We start from the raw sequence: 18,169 nt of genomic DNA, 5'->3' as shown, positions 1-18,169 counted from the left end.
CGACGTAGCGGCCCCAAGGGCGGTCCTGCGGACACGCATCGCCGCCTCGTACCTCGGCAGCGGCTACAGCGGCTTTCGCGAGCAAGTCGCACCGCCGCTCCCACATTTGTTTCGCGTTTAGTCAGTTGGAACTGCAGCAACTGCCCGCCGCCAATTCCTTGAGAATCGGACAGTCCGGCCGGTGATCGCCTTGGCAATGCTCGGCCAGGTCCTGCAACGTGTCGCGCAACTGCCCTAACTCCCGAATCTTCTGGTTCAGCTCTTCGATGTGCTGGCGCGCCAGCGCCTTGACGTCGGCGCTGGCCCGCTGGCGGTCCTGCCACAAGGTCAACAGTTTGCCGACTTCCTCCAACGAAAACCCCAGGTCCCGCGAGCGCTTGATAAACGCCAGGGTATGCAGGTCGTCGGCGCCGTACAGGCGATAGCCGCTGTCGGTACGGTGGGCAGGTTTCAGCAGTGCAATGGATTCGTAATAGCGAATCATCTTGGCGCTCAGGCCGCTTTGACTCGCCGCTTGGCCGATATTCATGGGTGATCCTCCTGATCGTTGGGTTTCCAGGTTTCAACAGCGGCGCATGCCGGTCGTGCCGACGTTCGACAAGGCCATTGCCGCCCCGGCAGCACCTAGGATCAACCTTGACCTTGGGGGAAGGTCAAGGTTTCAGATCAATGTTTCAGTAATCCAGCGTGGCCGATTTCAGGTACATCCCGTCCTGGCCCAGGGCAATACGCACTTTGCGTACATCACCGGCTTTCAGATTCATCTCTTGTGCCCTGGGTGCCAGCATCCCCGGCAGGCAACCGACGGCTTGCCCCGGCAGCAGCTTGAGACGCAGTGACACCTTGCCTTCCGGTAGATTGAATGAGGTGGCCTGTTCCTGGAACAACCTTCCCGCCAACTGATCATTGATGTACAGGCCAATCTCGCAATTGGTCGGTACTTCCAGGCGCTCCCGGGAAATAATCAGCACAGCATAGTCTTCGGCGGCGCTGGCCATCGGTGCAGCAACAAACAAGCTCAGCAGGCTGACAAGGCCAAAAAGCGACCAGCGCATGGCGAATTCTCCGAAGTATCAAATCGTGGATGGATGAAGCTTGGCCGACGACGCGGCTGAATACCAGCCCGGCCGGTATTTTCAGAACTTGACCTTGCCCTCGTGGCAAGGTCAAAACTGCCTGTACCCTCATTAAAGGAGTCATGTCATGCAAGTATTCAATGTTGAAGGAATGACCTGCGGCCATTGTGTCCGGGCAGTGACCCAGGCGGTGCAAGGCAAGGACCCGGCGGCCAGTGTGCGGGTCGATCTGGCCGCGAAGGAGGTGGGTGTCGAAAGCCGTTTGTCGCCTGAAGAAGTCATCGGTCTGATCACGGAAGAAGGCTACAGCGCCAGGCTCGCGTGATTTTTTAATAGTTAGCGAGCTAACGTAATGTTCAAGGCACCCACGCCCGGATAGACTGTCGGTCCTGACTGAGCTGGGTGCCTGATGAACCTTCGCATAATCCTGATTTTGGGTGCCTTGAGCGCGTTTGCGCCACTGGCGATCGACTTTTACCTGCCCGGCTTCCCGGCCATGGCCTTGGCCTTCGGCACCGACGAAAAACATATTCAACTGACCTTGGCGGTGTACTTCACCGGCTTGGCCATCGGTCAGTTGATCTATGGGCCGTTGGCGGACCGTTTTGGTCGACGGGTTCCGCTGTTGAGTGGTGTCACCTTGTTCACCCTGGCTTCCCTGGCCTGCGCCTACGCGCCGACCCTGGAGTGGCTGATCGGTGCGCGTTTCGTCCAGGCATTGGGCGGCTGCGCGGGCATGGTGATTTCCCGGGCCGTGGTCAGCGACAAATGCGACGCGGTGGGTTCGGCCAAGGTGTTTTCCCAGTTGATGCTGGTGGTCGGGCTGGCACCAATCCTCGCGCCGATGCTGGGTGGGGTAATGGTTGGCCTCTATGGCTGGCAGTCGATTTTCCTGGCGCTGACGGTGTTCAGCGTGTTCGCCGCCGTCGCGGTGGCCGTTGGCCTGCCGGAAAGCTTGCCGGCCAATCAGCCGCGCCAGCCGCTGTCTGGTGCATTGCGCCAGTACGGTCGCCTGCTGGCGGATCGGGTATTTCTCGGGTATGCCCTGACCGGAGGCATCGCAATTGCCGGGATGTTTGCCTACATCGCCGGTTCGCCTTTCGTATTTATCAAACTCTACGGCGTGCCTGCCGAGCATTACGGCTGGCTGTTTGGTACCAACGCCGCCGGTTTTATCCTGGTGGCGCAAGTCAATGCGCGGCTGCTGTCCAAGCGCGGTCCGGCGTTTTTGCTGGGGCGTACGGTGTGGATTTACCTGGCGGCGGCCCTGGTGTTACTGGCGGTCAGCGCGTTGCACACGCAAGCCTTGTGGCCGTTGTTGGTGCCGCTGTTTATTTGCATCGCCAGCCTGGGCTGTATTTTGCCTAATACTTCAGCCTGCGCCATGAGCGGGCAGGGCGCGCGGGCCGGCAGTGCGTCGGCGTTGCTGGGCTGCATTCAATTTGGTGTGGCGGCAGGTGCGGCGTCGTTGGTGGGGGTTTTGCACGACGGTACGGCCATGCCGATGGCGATGGTCATCAGCTTGTGCGGGGTGTTGGCGGTGACAGTGGCCACATTGACCCGCCGCTTGCAGCGGGAAAAGGCTCTGGCTGTAGCCGCTGCCGAAGAATGAGGCTGCGATCGAGGGCGAAGCCCTCGTAAGGTCGCGCAGGCGTTTTATCAGGCAGACCGCATAGCCGCTTTACGACGGCTTCGCAGCCGAACGCAGCCTCGCAAGCTCGACAGCGGCTACAGGGTCAGCCGGCTGAGCGATGTTGTTCGGGAAAACGGTGAGGCGCCTGGATTCGGCTTTGCAGGGTGTCGGCAAACGCGCGGGCTTCGGCCTCACTGCGGAAGGTAAAGGCGTTTTGGTCCAGACGGACCTGCCATTTGTTGCCTTGAGATTTTGCTAACGCTTTTATCAGGATCTTCATTGCTGACTTCCTCACGTAAAAGATTGCGTGGCAAAGGCGGCCAATATAAACCCGAATACGCTTACAAATATGACAAGGATCAAGTCTCAGACTAGCGGTGTCGTCCATCACTCACATGAATAACGGACGGCACTGACAGACGCGCTTCTTAGAACCCTTCCAATACGATCTTGCCCTTGGCTTTGCCGCTTTCCAGCAGCTCGTGGGCGCGGCGCAGGTTGGCGGCGTTGATCACCCCAAAGTGTTCGCCCACTGTCGTTTTCAATGTGCCCGCGTCGATCAGTTCGGCCACGCGATTGAGCAGATTGTGCTGTTCGATCATGTCGGGCGTCTCGAACATCGAGCGGGTGTACATGAATTCCCAATGCAGCGACAGGCTCTTGCGCTTGAGCTTGCTGATGTCCAGCGCCTTGGGATCATCGATCAGCGCGAGTTTGCCTTGGGGCATCAGTGCTTCCACCAGTTGATCCAGGTGTTGGTCGGTCTGGGTCAGGCTGGCGACGTGGGTCACGTGCGCAACGCCTGCACGTTTCAGTTCTTCACTGAGTGGTTGGCTGTGGTCAATCACCAGGTCAGCCCCCAGATCCTTGGCCCAGGCCTGGGTTTCCGGACGGGAAGCGGTGCCGATGACCTTCAATGCGGTGAGCTGTTTGGCCAGTTGTGTAAGGATCGAGCCCACGCCACCGGATGCACCAACGATCAGCAAGCTCTGGCCCTCATCCGTCTTGCCTTCGCGCACTTGCAGGCGTTCGAACAGCAGCTCCCAGGCGGTAATGGCGGTCAGCGGCAGTGCGGCGGCTTCGGCAAACCCCAGGCTTTTCGGCATGTGGCCGACGATGCGTTCGTCGACGGTATGCAGCTCGCTGTTGCCGCCTGGGCGTACGAGCGAGCCGGCGTAGAACACCTTGTCGCCGGCTTTGAACAGGGTCACTGCACTGCCCACGGCCTTGACCACACCGGCCACGTCCCAGCCCAGTACTTTGGCCGCGCCGTTTTCCGGGGCGACGTTCTGGCGGACTTTGGTGTCCACCGGGTTGACCGAGATAGCCTTGACTTCCACCAGCAGGTCGCGGGGACCGGCGACGGGTTCCGGCAGTTCGATGTCTTGCAGGGACTTTGGATCGTTGATGGGCAGTGCGGCGTAGTAAGCGATGGCTTTCATGTGGGTTTCCAGAAAATGAGTCAGTGATCAGCCGAGGAACTTCAGGCGCTTGAGCTCGAAATGCTCAATCACGTCAGCGGCCTTGGTGCGAAAGCTTTGGATGTGGGCGCTCCGGTCGTGAGCGTCCAGCGCGGCGTCGTCGTTCCAGCGCTCGAGCATGTAGAAGGTTTCGGGGTGTTGCAGGTCCTGGTGCAAGTCGTATTGCTGGCAACCGGCTTCGGCGCGGGTAGGTTCCAGCAGTCCGCGAAGCAATGGCTCAAGGGTGTCTTGTTGACCGGGTTTGGCAATCAGCGTGGCGATGACGTTAAAGGCGGTAGACATATTCGACTCCAGACACGTGATGAACAGGATGGACAGATGATTGGCTATTTCTCTTGAAGATAAAACCCGCTAAAAGAGCAGTCTCTTTCAATTTTTTTTTGATAATGGTTCGGGACAATCAGCATGCTGCGTTTTGATGATTTGCAGTTATTTGTCCGTGCGGCGGACCTGGGCAGCCTCTCGGCAGCGGCGCGGGTCATGGATATGTCGGCGGCGGTGGCCAGTGCGGCGTTGAAGCGGATCGAACAGCAACTGGGGGCACGGTTGTTGGCGCGCTCCACCCGCAGCCTGCGCCTGACGGCGGAGGGCGAGGGGTTTCTGGAGTACGCCCGCGCGGCCTTGAGTTCCCTGGACGAGGGGCGCAGGTTGTTAGCCAGTGGCCAGGACCAGGTCAGTGGTGTCTTGCAGCTGTCGGCGCCGTCGGACTTCGGCCGCAATCAGTTGGTGCCCTGGCTGGATGAGTTCCAGGCCGAATACCCCAAGCTGAGCGTACGCTTGCTGCTGGGCGACCGCATCGCCGACCTGTTCCGCCAGCCGGTGGACATCGCCTTGCGCTACGGCGAACCTGAAGATTCCAGCTTGATCGCCTTGCCCATTGCCCCGCAGAACGTTCGGGTACTGTGCGCTGCGCCCAGCTACCTGGCCCGGCATGGCGAACCTCGTCACCTGGAGCAACTGGCCCAGCACAATTGCCTGCTGTACATGCTCGGCAGCCGGGTGCATGACCATTGGCGTTTTCACGACGGCAAACGCGAGGTCAGCCTGACGGTGACGGGCGACCGTTTCAGTGACGATGCCGACGTGGTTCGGCGATGGGCCGTGGCGGGTGTCGGCATTGCCTATAAATCCTGGCTGGACGTCAGTTCTGATGTGTTGGCCGGGCGTCTGCGCCTGCTCCTGCCGGAGCTGCAAGGTGAGCGTACGCCGCTCAATCTGTTGTGCGCCCATCGTGCGCAGTTGAGCAAGCCGATCAACTTGCTGCGGGAAATGCTCGTGTCCCGTTGTGCGAAGTTGACCGCACAGTTGCCAGACCGATCGATCTCTACGTAATAACCCCGGCAATTACAGGGATTTTCACTCGACGCCTGTCTGTGATTGGACTGTCAGACGCCGCGGAACCAGGTGTTTTCGCACCTATACTTTTGCGCGCAGAGCAGCAGACAAATGATTCAACAGGGAGTGAATACATGGAACAGGCACCTTGCATCAGTCAGATCGCCACACTGTTGGCCGACCCCAAACGCACCGCGATGATATGGGCGTTGATGGACGGCTCGGCTAAACCCATTGATGAGTTGGCGCACGTGGCGGGGGTATCGTCAGCGTCGGCTAATGCGCACCTGACGCTGTTGGCGGCCGGCGGTTTGTTGCGTGTTGAGGCCAGGGGAAAGAAGCGTTTTTTCCGTATGGCCGCCCCTGATGTAGGTGCCGCCGTCGACGCCTTGGCCAGTGCTACGGTGGCTAGCGCGGCGCGCAGTAAGCCGCAGGAGGTCAAGGCTTTGGTTGCGCCGGCGTCGTTGCGCCATGCCAGACTTTGCCAGGGGCATTTAGGGGGCCAAGTGGCGGCGGCGCTTTATCAACGCATGATGGCCACCGGATGGCTGGAGCGTCAGGAGCAACGGATTCAGGTGACCCCCAAAGGTGCGCGCAGCCTGGCAGGCATAGGGGTTTTTACCCAGGCGCTGGCTCAGGGCTGCAATTCGCCCATTGCCTGTGACTGTTTCGATTGGAGTGAGCAGCAGCCACATATAGGGGGCGCACTGGGCGCCGGCTTATTGCAGCTGTTCATGCAGTCGGGCTGGGTCAGTCTGATCAATGAGTCCCGGGCGTTGCAGATTACTGAAGTGGGGCAGCTGGAAATTGCCCGGCTGGCAGCTGCCCCTACGTCACCCAGAGATTAAGGCTTCACTAATCGCGCATCCAGGCTGTTTTGTGCCAGGCGTTTGGCCTGGTCCTGGGTCATGCCCAGGGAGGTGTACAGCGCATGGAAGTTCTCGGTGACATAACCACCAAAGTACGCCGGATCGTCCGAGTTCACGGTGACTTTCACGCCACGCTCAAGCATGTCGAGGATGTTGTGCTGGGCCATGTCGTCGAACACGCAGAGCTTGGTGTTGGACAACGGGCACACGGTCAACGGGATCTGCTCGTCGATGATCCGCTGCATCAGGCGCTCGTCTTCGATGGCGCGCACGCCATGGTCGATGCGCTGGATCTTCAGCAGGTCGAGGGCTTCCCAGATGTACTCCGGCGGGCCTTCTTCGCCGGCGTGGGCAACGGTCAGGAAACCTTCGTGACGGGCACGATCGAACACCCGCTGGAACTTGCTCGGCGGGTGGCCCATTTCCGAACTGTCCAAACCAACGGCGACAAACGCGTCACGGAACGGCAGCGCCTGGTCGAGGGTTTTCTCGGCTTCTTCTTCGCTCAAGTGGCGCAGGAAGCTGAGGATCAAACCGCTGGTGATGCCCAGTTGCTGCTCGCCATCTTTCAAGGCCGCAGCAATACCATTGAGCACCACTTCGAACGGCACGCCACGGTCGGTGTGGGTCTGCGGGTCGAAGAAGGGTTCGGTGTGGATTACGTTCTGCGCTTTGCAGCGCAGCAGGTAGGCCCAGGTCAGGTCGTAGAAGTCCTGGGAAGTGCGCAGCACATCGGCGCCTTTGTAATACAGGTCGAGAAACTCTTGCAGGTTGTTGAAGGCATAGGCCTTGCGCAGGGTTTCGACGTCGCTCCACGGCAGCGCGATCTTGTTGCGTTCGGCCAGGGCGAACAGCAGCTCAGGCTCCAGCGAGCCTTCGAGGTGCAGGTGCAATTCAGCCTTGGGCAGGGCGTTGAGCCAGTCGTACATTTATAAGTTCTCATCAGGTGCAATGCCGGCATTCTACAGGCCAAGGCCGAAATAATCGGCAAAACCTGATCAAACGGTGAGCATTTGCTTTCTTCGCGCAAGCGGTGAGTGAACTAAGGTGTAACGAAACGTTAGCGGCGTGGTGCAGTCTGTACCCCATCCATGACTGATTTGCCGTTCGAAAAGGCTCGTAATGCTCGCATCCCTCAAGCAAGAAAAATTCATGCTGCTGGCGCTGATCGCCGCCATTGCCGCTTACCCACTGGAACACTGGATGCTCCATAGCGGGCAGAAAGTCGCGCTGCTGAGCGGCCTGGTGTTGATTGGCTTCATCGTCGTGGCCTCGATGCGCGTGGCCCATCACGCCGAGCAGTTGGCGGAAAAGGTCGGCGACCCCTATGGCACCATGATCCTGACCCTTGCTGCCGTACTGGTGGAAGTGGTGATCCTGGCGATCATGATGAGCAATGAGCCGTCACCGACCCTGGTGCGTGACACTATCTATTCAGCGGTGATGCTCGACATCAACGGCATCCTCGGCCTGGCGGCGTTGATGGGCGGCATCAAGCATGGTGAGCAGTCCTACAACGATGACTCGGCACGGACCTACAGCGTGATGATCCTCACCGCCATGGGCGTATCGATGGTGGTGCCGGAATTTATCCCCGAAGCCGACTGGAAGGTTTACTCAGCCTTCACCATCGGCGCGATGGTAGTGTTGTACACCTTGTTCCTGCGAATGCAGGTCGGGCCCCACAGTTACTTTTTCAGCTACAGCTACCCGGACAAGCGCCGTAAAAAGCAGCCGGAAGAAGAAAGTCTGCCGATCAGTCTGGCGTTCTCTATCGGGACCTTGGTGTTTGGCGTGATCGTGATTGGCGCGCTGGCCGAGGTGATGTCCAAGACCCTGGACCTTGGCCTTGAAGGAACGGGAGCACCGCCGGTGATTACCGCAATCCTGGTGGCCGCGATTTCCGCAGCACCGGAGATTTTGACCGCATTGCGGGCCGCGCTGGCCAATCGCATGCAGTCGGTGGTGAACATTGCCTTGGGCGCTTCGTTGTCGACGGTGATCTTGACGGTGCCGGTGATGGAAGCCATGGCGTTGTACACCGGCCAGCCGTTTCAGATGGCGATGACGCCGGTGCAGACGGTGATGGTGTTGATCACGCTGATCGTCAGTGCGATCAACCTCAACGATGGCGAAACCAACGCCATCGAAGGGATGACCCATTTTGTGTTGTTTGCGACCTTTATCATGCTGTCGCTGTTGGGGCTGTAACCAATCTTTAAGGCACCGCAGAACCAATGTGGGAGCCGGGCTTGTCGAATCGTCGCACCGCCGCGATGGCGGTATGTCAGTTGATATAAATGTCGACTGCTATACCGCCATCGCAGGCAAGCCAGCTCCCACATTTGATCGGCGCCGGGATCAGGTTCCGCTGATCAAGGCGCGCGCCGCCTGGCTGTGATCAGCAATCAAACCTTTCAGGTCCAGCCCTTCGACTTGCCCATCAATCACTCGCCACTTGCCACCCACCATCACCCGATCCGCTCGATCGGCACCGCACAGCAGCAGCGCCGAAATCGGATCATGGCTGCCGGAGAAGCGCAGCTCATCGAGCTTGAACAAGGCCAGGTCAGCCTGTTTGCCTACGGCCAACTCACCGATATCGCTACGGCCGAGCAATTGCGCCGAGCCTTTGGTGGCCCAGCCCAACACCAATTCCGGGGTGATTTTTTCTGCACCGTAGCGCAGGCGTTGGATATACAGCGCCTGGCGGGTTTCCAGAATCATGTTCGAGGCATCGTTGGATGCCGAACCGTCCACGCCCAGGCCAATCGGCGCACCGGCTGCGAGCAGGTCCAGGGTCGGGCAAATACCCGAGGCCAGGCGCATGTTGGAGCTTGGGCAATGGCAAATCCCGGTACCGGCGGCGCCGAGCCGTGCAATCTCGTCCGGGTTGAAGTGAATACCATGGGCCAGCCAGGTGCGCGGGCCGAGCCAGCCGACGCTGTCCAGATAATCCACGGTGCGCAGGCCGAAGCGCTGCAAGCAAAAATCTTCCTCGTCGAGGGTTTCTGCCAGGTGGGTGTGCAGGCGCACGTCGAGGCTGTTGGCCAGTTCGGCGCTGGCGGCCATGATTTCCTGGGTGACGGAGAACGGTGAGCAGGGCGCCAGGGCGATCTGGATTTGCGCGCCGTCGCCTCGTTCGTGGTACTGAGAAATCAGGCGCTGGCTGTCGGCCAGGATCACTTCGCCCTGTTGCACGGTTTGTTGCGGTGGCAGGCCGCCGTCGGCTTCGCCCAGGCTCATGGAGCCGCGGGTCAGCATGGCGCGCATGCCTAACTCACGTACGCTGTCGACTTGCACGTCGATGGCATTTTCCAGGCCGTCGGGAAACAGGTAGTGATGATCGGCCGCCGTGGTGCAACCCGAGAGCAGCAGTTCAGCCAGGGCAACTTTGGTGGCCAGCGCCAGTTTCTCGGGCGTGAGTCGCGCCCATACCGGGTACAGGGTTTTCAGCCATGGGAACAACGGCTGATTGACCACCGGGGCCCAGGCGCGGGTGAGGGTTTGATAGAAGTGATGATGGGTGTTGATCAGCCCGGGCAGGATCACATGCTCGCGGGCATCGAAGACTTGTCCACAGGCGCTGGCGGGTTCTTGCCCCAGGCCAAGGACTTCAACGATCACGCCATCCTGCACCACCAGGCCGCCACGGGCGTCGAGGGTGTTGGCGGTGAAAATCGCGAGAGGGTTTTTTAACCAGATACGGGTCGCAGGCATTGGCCGGCTCCTCTGAATGATGGGTTCAGGTTTGCCAGCTCAGTGTTGCCCTGTCTGCTGATCCAGGGTCGCCGGTGAGGGCGAGGTGGGGAGTTTACGTGCGGATCGTTATCGCAGCAATCGGGCGATAACGATCCGGGCGATGTTTACCAGGGAATGCTCTGGCCCAGGTAGTCGATGAAGTGATGGCCGCCCTTGCCGGTGTAGGCATTCACTTGTTTGACCAGGCCACGGACGCTGGTCTCGACGTCGATGTGCGCGTCTTCGCCGCCCATGTCGGTTTTCACCCAGCCTGGATGCAGGGACAGCACGGTCAACTTTTGATCACCTAACTGGGTGACGAAACTGTTGGTCATGGAGTTCAGCGCGGCCTTGCTGGCTTTGTACAGCGCCAGGTCCGCACCATCAGGGATAGCAACGCTGCCCAGCACCGAACTCATGAACGCCAGCACGCCACTGTCCGGACGAATCTGCCCGATAAAGCGTTGGGCCAGGTTGATCGGTGCCACGGCATTGGTGAAAAACAGCTGGCCGACTTCCGCCAGGGTTGCGTGGCCGGGTGTCTGGTTGGCCGGGCCTTTAACGCCGGCATTGACGAACAGCAGGTCGAAGGTCTGTGCCTTGAGGCGTTGGTTCAGGGCGATCACAGCTTGCTGATCGTCCATGTCCAGTTGTTCGACCTGGACATTGCCCAAGGCCTTCAAGGCGTCAGCCTTGTGTGGGTCGCGTACGGTGGCGGTGACTTGCCAGCCGTCGCCCAGCAGTTGCTTGACCAGACCAAGGCCCAGGCCCCGGGAGGCGCCGATGATCAGTGCTGTTTTTGGCGTAGGCATGAATGGCTTCCTTTTGAGTGAAGATTCAGGGATTCAGTGGACAACAGTACCTCAGTCTTTACGGCAGTAAAGCCTGAATAGCTGATCAAAAAATGCACAGCTGCCTGCAAGCGTTGCCACCCCTGCCACCTGCGCACCCTTGCACGGGTTATCCACAGGTTCCTCCACAGGAATTGTGTGCAAGCTTGCGGGCTGGGTATAAGCACTGCGGTGCTTTGTTCTAAAGGTGATAAACAGCCTAACTGACTGTTTTAGAGCTGGATTAATACTTTCGTGTGCTCACTTGAACAAAAACTGAACAACACCCTCTAGCCCTTGTGACAGAAGGGTTACAGACGGGTGTGCTCAGGTTATCCACAGGCAGGTGCACAGTAGGTGTGGGCAGTTTTAGCGGTGCAGCAGGATGCGTCCGCGGCTCAGGTCTGCCAGTTGTGTCTGCAACGTATCGATCTGCGTATCGCCCAGCGCTAATTGCAACTCCACACCATTGGAAGTGAAGGTTTCTTCCACTACCAAGCCGCCGAGTTCGGCTACGCGCAGTTTCACCAGTGCCAGCTCGGAAAAACTACAGGCGCAGCTTAAGGGGACGCGGCTGATCAACTCGACTCGCTCGGCGCTCTGCAGGCATTTATTGGCGCCGCCGCCATAAGCACGGGCCAACCCGCCGGTGCCCAGTTGGATGCCGCCGTACCAGCGGATGACCAGCACCACCACCTGGTCAAAGGCCTGGGCCTCGATAGCGGCCAGGATCGGTCGCCCGGCGGTGCCGCCGGGTTCGCCATCGTCGTTACTGCGGTACTGGTCAGCCAGTTTCCAGGCCCAGCAGTTGTGCGAGGCATTCAAGTCACTGTGTTGATCGATGAACGCCTGGGCGTCCTGTGCACTGGCAATGGGGGCTGCAAGGGTGATGAAGCGGCTTTTGCGTATTTCTTCGCGAAATTCGCAAAGGCCGGTCAGTGTGAAAGGCATGAGTGTCTTCGTTTAGAGGGCTGGCTTGATGCCGCAGCCTTTGAGAATGATATGGATAAGGTTGGTGCCGGCGTCTTCCATGTCTTGTTTGGTCAGCTTGGTGCGACCCGTCACGCGGCAGATCTGGGTGGCGAAGTCGGCGTAATGCTGAGTGCTGCCCCAGAGGAGGAAGATCAGGTGCACCGGATCTACCGGGTCCATCTTGCCGGTGTCGATCCAGGCCTGGAAGACTGCCGCCCGACCGCTGAACCAGGCGCGATAGTCCTGGCTGAAATATTCGGTCAGGCATTCTCCGCCGCTGATGATCTCCATGGCGAAGATTCGCGAGGCTTGTGGCTGGCGTCGGGAAAACTCCATTTTGGTACGGATGTAGCGAGTCAGCGCCTCGGCCGGATCGTCCTCGGCGGTCAGCGCGTTGAAGGTGCTGTCCCACAGTTCGAGGATGTTGCTGAGTACGGCAATGTACAGCCCCAGCTTGTTGGTGAAGTAATAGTGCAAGTTGGCTTTGGGCAGCCCGGCACTCGCAGCGATGGTGTTCATGCTGGTGCCTTTGTAGCCATGGCGAGCGAACTCGTCTTCGGCGGCCTGGATAATCGCTTGTTCGTTCTTTTGCCGAATGCGGCTTGCAGGTTTTCCAGTGTGGTTGCTGTGGGCAGGAACTTCGAGGCTCATGGAGGTTTCCGTGCAGATCGATGAATGCGACTTATGCACAGATAACCCACCCTCAAGCCTCAGACAAGTCCTGATACGAGAAAACCGTTAAAGCGGCTCTAGGGTGTCGCTTTCCAGTGTCTGGTTTGCGGCAGGTTCGACGGCCTTTGCTTCAGGCAATAACAGACACAGGACGATTGCGGTCAGTCCGCCGCTGGTGATGGCTGAGTCGAACAGGTTCTGCACCAGGGTTGGCATCAGATGCAGCAAATTAGGTTGGGCGGCAATGCCCAGGCCGACGCCGAAGGAGGTCGCGATAATCAACATGCTGCGTCGATCCAGCGGGGCCTGGGCGAGGATACGTACGCCGGCGGCAGCGACGCTGCCAAACATCACCAGAGTGGCACCGCCCAGCACGGGTTTAGGGATCTGTTGCAACACCGCACCAATCAGTGGAAACAGCCCAAGACAAAACAGCACCACGCCAATGTACAGGCCGACATAACGACTGGCGACGCCGGTCAGTTGGATGACGCCATTGTTCTGGGCGAAGGTGGTGTTGGGGAAGGCGCTGAAAGTGGCTGCGATCATGCAACTGACGCCATCCCCCAGCACTCCACCCTTGAGCCTGCTTATATAAGAAGGGCCGCTGATGGGCTGACGGGCGATCATGCAATTGGCGGTAAGGTCGCCGACGGTTTCGATGGTGCTGATCAGATAAATCAGCGCCACCGGCAGGAAAGCGCTCCAGTCGAAATTGAAGCCGAAGCGAAAGGGCGTCGGCAGGCTGATCAATGGCAAATCGGGCAGGGCTTGTGGCACGAGTTTGCCGCTGAACCAGGCGGCGAGGCTGCCCAGCGCGAGGCCGATGATGATGGCCGAGAGGCGCACCCATGGCGTGTTCGAACGGTTGAGCAGGATGATCGTCAGTACGACGAACAGGCCGAGGGCCAGATTGGTGGGGGCGCCGAAGTCCGATGCGTTGAATCCACCGCCCAAATCCGTGATGCCGACCTTGATCAGGCTGATACCGATCAGTGTGATGACGATCCCGGTGACCAAGGGCGTGATCACCCGTCGCAGTTGGCCGATAAAACGGCTCAACACTATCTGCACCGCTGCGCCGAAAAAACACACGCCGAAGATCATCGCCAGGATGTCTTCCGGGCTACCGCCGCGCTGCTTGACCAGAAAGCCGGCCGACAGTACCGCGCCGAGAAAAGCGAAACTGGTGCCTTGCAGGCAGATCATTCCCGCCCCGATACCAAACGGCCTACGGGCTTGTATGAAAGTGCCGACCCCCGAAACCATCAACGCCATGCTGATCAAGTAGGGCAGGTGAGCGGTCAAGCCCAGGGTGGAGCCGATGATCAGCGGCGGGGTGATGATCCCGACGAAGCTGGCCAGTACGTGTTGCAGGGCGGCAAGGAATGCGGGCAACGGTTTGGGGCGATCGTTGAGGCCGTAGATCAGATCACTGGTGCTGGCGGATTCTGGCGGCATGGCAGGCAAACTCGAGGCTGATGGTTCAAGGTCCTCATGCCTTGCAAAAAACTGTCCAGTTGCTCAGGTTTTTATGTAAGGCCCGTATCAGCGGGTTGCAGCCAGGCTTTCGAGAAAACTTTCCAGCACCAAATGAGGGCGACGGCCCTTGCGCGTGACCGAAGCGAGGCTCAGGTCATAAAAACGGGCGGCGGGTTTCAGGGCGCGCAGGCGGCCTTGTTGTACCCAGAGACTGGCGTAGTGATCCGGCAGATAGCCGATGTAGCGGCCGGTCAGGATCAGGAAGGCCATGCCTTCACGGTCGGAGGCGCTGGCGGTGCAATTGAGAGCCTGATAGTGAGCCTGAATCTCGGCGGGCAGGCGGAAGGTTGGTGCAATGGCGTCCTGGCTGTTGATGCGCTCATCGTCCAACTGCTTGTCGTCGGCATAAAACAAGGGGTGACCGACGGCGCAGTAGAGCAGCGAACGTTCGCTGTACAGCGGTTGGTATTCAAGACCCGAGAGGGCACTGGCCTGGGGCACTACACCAACGTGCAGGCGACCGTCGAGCACGCCTTGTTCCACTTCGTTGGGGGCGATCATGCGGATCTGAATCTGCACGTCCGGGCCGCGTTCCTTCAACTGCGCCAAGGCATGAGTGATGCGCATGTGGGGCAGGGTGACCAGGTTGTCGGTCAGGCCGATGATCAGTTCGCCCCGCAGGTGTTGGTGCAGGCCGTTGACCTCGGTGCGAAAGCTCTCAAGGGCGCTTAATAGTTGCAACACCGATTGATAAACCTCGCGCCCTTCCTCGGTCAGGGAGAACCCGGCTCGCCCGCGCTGACACAGACGCAGGCCCAGGCGCTGTTCGAGGTCGCTCATCTGTTGGCTGATGGCTGAACGACCAATGCCCAGCACGGTTTCCGCTGCCGAGAAGCCACCGCATTCCACCACGCTGCGAAAGATGCGAAGCAAGCGGATATCGAAGTCGCTGACTTGGGCCAGAGGATCGGGGCGACGGCTGCTCATAGTTTAGTAAAGGCCTGACTGAAGGTTAGAAGAGTTGGATTTCACCGACTTTATCCCCGTGGCAATTTAGCTGCAACAACGCTTTTCGAATCCCTACGCTGCCTTTTGCCTTGCGAGGTTTTGCTCATGAACATGCCCGAAAACGCTCCGTCCTCTCTGGCCAGCCAACTGAAGCTGGATGCTCACTGGATGCCGTACACCGCCAACCGCAACTTTCATCGCGACCCGCGCCTGATCGTAGCGGCCGAAGGTAGCTGGTTGACCGATGACAAAGGACGCAAGGTGTATGACTCGCTGTCGGGTCTGTGGACCTGTGGCGCCGGGCACACGCGTAAGGAAATCCAGGAGGCGGTCGCCAAGCAGCTGGGAACGTTGGATTACTCGCCAGGCTTCCAATACGGTCATCCTTTGTCATTCCAGTTGGCAGAAAAAATCACCGACCTGACTCCGGGCAACCTGAACCACGTGTTCTTCACCGACTCCGGCTCCGAATGCGCCGACACCGCGGTGAAGATGGTGCGTGCGTACTGGCGCCTGAAAGGCCAGGCGACCAAGACCAAGATGATCGGCCGTGCCCGTGGTTATCACGGTGTGAACATCGCCGGTACCAGCTTGGGCGGCGTCAACGGCAACCGTAAGATATTTGGTCAGGCGATGATGGACGTTGACCATCTGCCTCACACTTTATTGGCGAGCAATGCCTTCTCCCGTGGCATGCCGGAGCAGGGTGGTATCGCCTTGGCCGATGAGCTGCTCAAGCTGATCGAGCTGCACGATGCGTCCAACATTGCAGCGGTATTTGTCGAGCCGATGGCTGGCTCCGCTGGTGTACTGGTGCCGCCACAGGGTTACCTCAAGCGTCTGCGCGAGATCTGTGATCAGCACAATATCCTGTTGGTGTTCGACGAAGTGATCACAGGCTTCGGCCGTACCGGTTCGATGTTCGGCGCCGACAGCTTCGGTGTGACTCCGGACCTGATGTGCATTGCCAAGCAAGTCACCAACGGTGCGATCCCGATGGGTGCAGTGATTGCCAGCACCGAGATCTATCAGACGTTCATGAATCAGGCGACGCCTGAATACGCGGTGGAATTCCCACACGGTTATACCTATTCGGCACACCCGGTGGCCTGCGCGGCTGGCCTGGCCGCACTGGATTTGCTGCAGAAGGAAAACCTGGTGCAGAGCGTGGCCGAAGTCGCACCGCACTTTGAGAATGCGCTGCACGGCCTGAAGGGCAGCAAGAACGTGATCGACATTCGTAACTATGGCCTGGCCGGTGCGATCCAGATCGCCCCGCGTGATGGTGATGCGATCGTGCGCCCGTTCGAGGCGGGCATGGCGTTGTGGAAAGCCGGCTTCTATGTGCGCTTCGGCGGCGACACCCTGCAATTCGGGCCAACCTTCAACAGCAAGCCACAGGACCTGGATCGTTTGTTCGATGCGGTCGGCGAAGTGCTGAACAAGATCGACTGATTTCTCCTTCTATATAGAACAACTTTTCAGGAGCCCTGCATGAGCCTCATCCCGCATTTGATTAATGGCGAACTGGTGACCGACAACGGTCGCAGCGCTGATGTGTACAACCCATCGACTGGCCAGGTGATTCACCAAGTGCCGTTGGCCAGTCGCGAAACCATTCAAAGCGCCATTGACTCGGCGAAGGCGGCGTTCCCGGTATGGCGCAATACGCCGCCGGCCAAGCGTGCCCAGGTGATGTTCCGTTTCAAACAATTGCTGGAGCAAAACGAAGCGCGCATTGCTCAACTGATCAGTGAAGAACATGGCAAGACGCTGGAAGACGCTGCTGGTGAGTTGAAGCGCGGTATCGAGAACGTCGAGTACGCGTGTTCGGCACCGGAAATCCTCAAGGGTGAGTACAGCCGCAACGTCGGCCCGAACATTGACGCCTGGTCCGACTTCCAGCCGCTGGGTGTGGTGGCCGGTATCACGCCGTTCAACTTCCCGGCGATGGTGCCGCTGTGGATGTATCCGCTGGCGATCGTCTGCGGTAACTGCTTCATCCTTAAACCCTCGGAGCGTGATCCAAGTTCGACGCTGCTGATCGCTCAACTGTTGCAGGAAGCCGGCTTGCCTAAAGGTGTGCTGAGCGTGGTGCACGGTGACAAAGGGGCGGTAGATGCGCTGATCGAAGCGCCGGAAGTCAAAGCGTTGAGCTTTGTCGGTTCGACGCCGATTGCCGAGTACATCTATTCCGAAGCCACCAAGCGCGGCAAACGTGTGCAAGCGCTGGGCGGGGCGAAGAACCATGCGGTGCTGATGCCGGATGCAGACCTGGATAACGCGGTCAGTGCCTTGATGGGCGCGGCGTACGGCTCGTGCGGTGAGCGTTGCATGGCGATCTCGGTGGCCGTGTGTGTGGGTGATCAGGTGGCTGATGCACTGATTGCCAAGCTGGTACCGCAGATCAAGGCGTTGAAGATCGGTGCGGGTACGACTTGTGGTTTGGATATGGGGCCGCTGGTTTCCGGTCAGGCGCGGGACAAGGTCAGTGGCTATATAGAAGACGGCGTATCTTCCGGTGCAGAGCTGGTGGTTGATGGTCGTGGCTTGAGTGTTGCGGGTCATGAAGATGGCTTCTTCCTGGGCGGCTGCCTGTTTGATCGTGTGACGCCTGAGATGCGCATCTATAAAGAAGAGATCTTTGGGCCGGTGCTGTGCGTGGTTCGGGTGAATAGCCTGGAAGCGGCGATGCAGCTGATCAATGATCACGAGTATGGCAACGGTACTTGCATCTTTACCCGTGACGGTGAAGCGGCGCGCCTGTTCTGTGATGAGATTGAAGTGGGCATGGTTGGCGTTAACGTGCCGTTGCCGGTGCCGGTGGCTTATCACAGCTTTGGTGGCTGGAAGCGTTCGCTGTTTGGCGACTTGCATGCGTATGGGCCGGATGGGGTGCGTTTCTACACCCGCCGCAAGGCGATTACTCAGCGTTGGCCGCAGCGGGCTAGTCATGAGGCGTCACAGTTCGCCTTTCCTAGCTTGTAAATAGAAAGGCCGAAGGCCGGCCCCAAGGGGCCGGCCTTCGCTTTTTCTGGCTTTTTTGACCGATATGACAGATTTGTGAAAA

Annotated in this window: 19 protein-coding genes; 7 read left to right on the top strand and 12 right to left on the bottom strand. The window is 59.2% G+C overall.

The features are described from left to right. Positions 1–121 precede the first annotated feature (121 nt). Entirely contained in the window at positions 122–529 is a 408-nt protein-coding gene (gene cueR / locus GNF76_RS19940; protein ID WP_155584840.1) for a Cu(I)-responsive transcriptional regulator, read from the bottom strand. A 145-nt stretch (positions 530–674) separates the two neighbouring features. Further along, positions 675–1,055 (bottom strand): hypothetical protein, encoded by a 381-nt coding sequence (locus GNF76_RS19935; RefSeq protein ID WP_155584839.1) that lies wholly within the window; start codon positions 1,053–1,055, stop codon positions 675–677. 148 nt (positions 1,056–1,203) lie between these two features. Between GNF76_RS19935 and GNF76_RS19930 the strand changes: the two genes are divergently transcribed. Next, positions 1,204–1,401, top strand: a complete 198-nt coding sequence (locus tag GNF76_RS19930) for a heavy-metal-associated domain-containing protein (protein ID WP_155584838.1) — start codon at positions 1,204–1,206, stop codon at positions 1,399–1,401. A gap of 84 nt (positions 1,402–1,485) precedes the next feature. Further along, complete coding sequence (locus tag GNF76_RS19925) at positions 1,486–2,688, top strand: multidrug effflux MFS transporter (RefSeq protein ID WP_155584837.1); 1,203 nt, start codon at positions 1,486–1,488, stop codon at positions 2,686–2,688. A 124-nt stretch (positions 2,689–2,812) separates the two neighbouring features. On the opposite strand, the gene GNF76_RS29360 is transcribed toward GNF76_RS19925, so the two are convergent. The 3 genes from GNF76_RS29360 to GNF76_RS19915 form a co-directional block, all read right to left on the bottom strand. Further along, a complete protein-coding gene (locus GNF76_RS29360; RefSeq protein ID WP_169357733.1) occupies positions 2,813–2,989 on the bottom strand; it encodes a hypothetical protein in 177 nt (58 codons plus the stop codon). Between the two features lie 148 nt (positions 2,990–3,137). Next, complete coding sequence (locus GNF76_RS19920) at positions 3,138–4,151, bottom strand: zinc-binding alcohol dehydrogenase family protein (RefSeq protein WP_155584836.1); 1,014 nt, start codon at positions 4,149–4,151, stop codon at positions 3,138–3,140. A 27-nt stretch (positions 4,152–4,178) separates the two neighbouring features. Then, positions 4,179–4,472: a putative quinol monooxygenase gene (locus GNF76_RS19915; RefSeq protein ID WP_155584835.1), complete on the bottom strand. Its 294-nt coding sequence runs from the start codon at positions 4,470–4,472 to the stop codon at positions 4,179–4,181. Positions 4,473–4,595: 123 nt separating this feature from the next. Here GNF76_RS19915 and GNF76_RS19910 point away from each other — a divergent pair, with 123 nt between their 5' ends. Both GNF76_RS19910 and GNF76_RS19905 read left to right on the top strand, forming a co-directional pair. Next, positions 4,596–5,522 carry a LysR family transcriptional regulator gene (locus GNF76_RS19910; RefSeq protein WP_155584834.1) on the top strand — a complete coding sequence of 309 codons (927 nt, stop codon included), beginning with the start codon at positions 4,596–4,598 and terminating at the stop codon, positions 5,520–5,522. A gap of 137 nt (positions 5,523–5,659) precedes the next feature. Next, positions 5,660–6,373 carry an ArsR/SmtB family transcription factor gene (locus GNF76_RS19905; RefSeq protein WP_155584833.1) on the top strand — a complete coding sequence of 238 codons (714 nt, stop codon included), beginning with the start codon at positions 5,660–5,662 and terminating at the stop codon, positions 6,371–6,373. On the opposite strand, the gene GNF76_RS19900 is transcribed toward GNF76_RS19905, so the two are convergent. Further along, positions 6,370–7,323 carry an adenosine deaminase gene (locus GNF76_RS19900; RefSeq protein ID WP_155584832.1) on the bottom strand — a complete coding sequence of 318 codons (954 nt, stop codon included), beginning with the start codon at positions 7,321–7,323 and terminating at the stop codon, positions 6,370–6,372. The two genes, GNF76_RS19905 and GNF76_RS19900, sit on opposite strands and share 4 nt — an antisense overlap. A gap of 193 nt (positions 7,324–7,516) precedes the next feature. On the opposite strand from GNF76_RS19900, the gene GNF76_RS19895 reads away from it, so the two are divergent. Next, positions 7,517–8,605 carry a calcium:cation antiporter gene (locus tag GNF76_RS19895; protein WP_155584831.1) on the top strand — a complete coding sequence of 363 codons (1,089 nt, stop codon included), beginning with the start codon at positions 7,517–7,519 and terminating at the stop codon, positions 8,603–8,605. Between the two features lie 150 nt (positions 8,606–8,755). On the opposite strand, the gene GNF76_RS19890 is transcribed toward GNF76_RS19895, so the two are convergent. The 6 genes from GNF76_RS19890 to GNF76_RS19865 all read right to left on the bottom strand — a co-directional run bounded on the left by GNF76_RS19890 (position 8,756) and on the right by GNF76_RS19865 (position 15,078). Continuing rightward, positions 8,756–10,114, bottom strand: a complete 1,359-nt coding sequence (locus tag GNF76_RS19890) for an 8-oxoguanine deaminase (RefSeq protein WP_155584830.1) — start codon at positions 10,112–10,114, stop codon at positions 8,756–8,758. 146 nt (positions 10,115–10,260) lie between these two features. Beyond that, positions 10,261–10,947, bottom strand: a complete 687-nt coding sequence (locus tag GNF76_RS19885; RefSeq protein WP_155584829.1) for an SDR family oxidoreductase — start codon at positions 10,945–10,947, stop codon at positions 10,261–10,263. Between the two features lie 387 nt (positions 10,948–11,334). Beyond that, a complete protein-coding gene (locus tag GNF76_RS19880) occupies positions 11,335–11,916 on the bottom strand; it encodes an IMPACT family protein (protein ID WP_155584828.1) in 582 nt (193 codons plus the stop codon). Between the two features lie 12 nt (positions 11,917–11,928). After that, the gene (locus GNF76_RS19875; RefSeq protein ID WP_155584827.1) at positions 11,929–12,588 is read right to left on the bottom strand and encodes a TetR/AcrR family transcriptional regulator; all 660 of its coding nucleotides are present in this window, start codon (positions 12,586–12,588) and stop codon (positions 11,929–11,931) included. Between the two features lie 87 nt (positions 12,589–12,675). Beyond that, positions 12,676–14,070, bottom strand: coding sequence for a uracil-xanthine permease family protein (locus GNF76_RS19870; RefSeq protein ID WP_155584826.1), 1,395 nt, complete (start codon positions 14,068–14,070; stop codon positions 12,676–12,678). A gap of 87 nt (positions 14,071–14,157) precedes the next feature. Continuing rightward, positions 14,158–15,078: a LysR family transcriptional regulator gene (locus GNF76_RS19865; protein ID WP_155584825.1), complete on the bottom strand. Its 921-nt coding sequence runs from the start codon at positions 15,076–15,078 to the stop codon at positions 14,158–14,160. A 126-nt stretch (positions 15,079–15,204) separates the two neighbouring features. Here GNF76_RS19865 and aptA point away from each other — a divergent pair, with 126 nt between their 5' ends. Together aptA and GNF76_RS19855 are read left to right on the top strand one after the other, a co-directional pair. Next, entirely contained in the window at positions 15,205–16,554 is a 1,350-nt protein-coding gene (gene aptA, locus GNF76_RS19860) for an omega-aminotransferase AptA (protein ID WP_155584824.1), read from the top strand. Between the two features lie 39 nt (positions 16,555–16,593). Continuing rightward, a complete protein-coding gene (locus tag GNF76_RS19855) occupies positions 16,594–18,087 on the top strand; it encodes a CoA-acylating methylmalonate-semialdehyde dehydrogenase (protein ID WP_155584823.1) in 1,494 nt (497 codons plus the stop codon). Positions 18,088–18,169: the final 82 nt, after the last annotated feature.

Origin of the sequence: Pseudomonas spelaei (assembly GCF_009724245.1) — a bacterium.
Classification (GTDB): Bacteria; Pseudomonadota; Gammaproteobacteria; order Pseudomonadales; family Pseudomonadaceae; genus Aquipseudomonas; species Aquipseudomonas spelaei.
Note: the sequence above shows the minus strand (reverse complement) of the source record. Positions and strands in the feature narration are given on the sequence as shown.